The 1272-nt window shown below is 41.1% G+C and carries 1 protein-coding gene and 1 rRNA gene; both read left to right on the forward strand.

The features are described 5' to 3' along the window. The first annotated feature begins 22 nt into the window (after positions 1-22). A 5S ribosomal RNA gene (gene rrf, locus A3757_RS20015) occupies positions 23-137 on the forward strand. A 392-nt stretch (positions 138-529) separates the two neighbouring features. Beyond that, positions 530-1272, forward strand: a 743-nt coding sequence (locus A3757_RS20020) for a DUF6160 family protein (RefSeq protein ID WP_156506444.1), incomplete at its 3' end; no start/stop codon positions are given.

Consider the following 1272-nt stretch of genomic DNA (forward strand, 5'->3'; position numbering starts at 1 on the left):
AGTATCAGCAACCGAAGTTTTGTCTGACGACCATAGAGCTTTGGAACCACCTGATCCCATCCCGAACTCAGAAGTGAAACGAAGCATCGCCGATGGTAGTGTGGGAGGTCCCATGTGAGAGTAGGTCATCGTCAGGCTTCTATTAGAAACCCCAGTAGGTCATCCTGCTGGGGTTTTTTTATTGTCTAAATAAAAGCCTTAGTCTGAAGAAACGCTTTCGTGTAGTTAGGGGATAAATATGCATAGCCCGCTACCTGCATTCAGCTAATACAATAACACTATCTGTTTTATTGCATTTGTTTACATTTCTGAACCCCCATTTTTCGGGACATGCAGCGGAGTGTGATGTCTTAGTTGAAGTAGCTGTGATTGAGTGCACAGCATTCTTTTAGATAAATATATATAGTTACATTCGCTTATAAAAAATAATACAAAGACAAAGCAATAGAGTTTTAGTTGTAGATTTTGGGTCGCCGAACAATTCGTTAATGGAACTTGAATAGGTAATTCCGCAGGTATGGGAAATCGGTTGAAAAAATTATTTTTTACAGTTTTGGCTGTAGCCTCAGTTGATGTAGTGGCTGAGCTTAAGCCCATTGCTGATGATGAGCTGAGTCAATACTCTGGCCAAGCCGCTGTTGCCTTTGATATTGATCAAATAGGCTCGAATAGCTATACCCGCGTTACATTGGGTATGGAATCAAAAATGCAGATGAACATTAATAATGTTGAGTTAGGTAAATACGAAAGAGATGGTGAGTTAGGCGCTGACTTCTCTGCTACTAACCTAGCATTTGGTTCTATATCTACTGATGCCGCTCAAGTTCAGCTAGATGGGCAAACTTACGCGGTAAACGATATTATTCCTTTTGAAGTAAATGATCCGTATTTCGAAATTGCCAAAGACGCTACCGATGAGCTTGTAGGCTTTCGTTTGGGCTTTGGTGAAGCTCGTGGTCAGCTTAGCGGTGACTTTGATAGTATTTCTGGTAACGTTGGCGCTACGATTACTGATTTCTTTGGCGATGATTACCAAGCATCGATGCTTAACTTAAGTGGCGATGTCGATAATACTCGTGCTAAGTATTTTGGTGTAGGTAATGATCAAAGTGGAGGTGCAACGGATTGTAATTCGGGTTTTTACTGTTATGACCTTGCAGACTATAAGACTCTTGATGTTGGGCAGAGAAACTCTACAACAGGTAATGTTGATTACACCAACGACTTTTTCATCTCTTTTCAGAAAGAAGACACCGACTGGTCAACGAGTGA

Source organism: Oleiphilus sp. HI0117 (assembly GCF_001635235.1).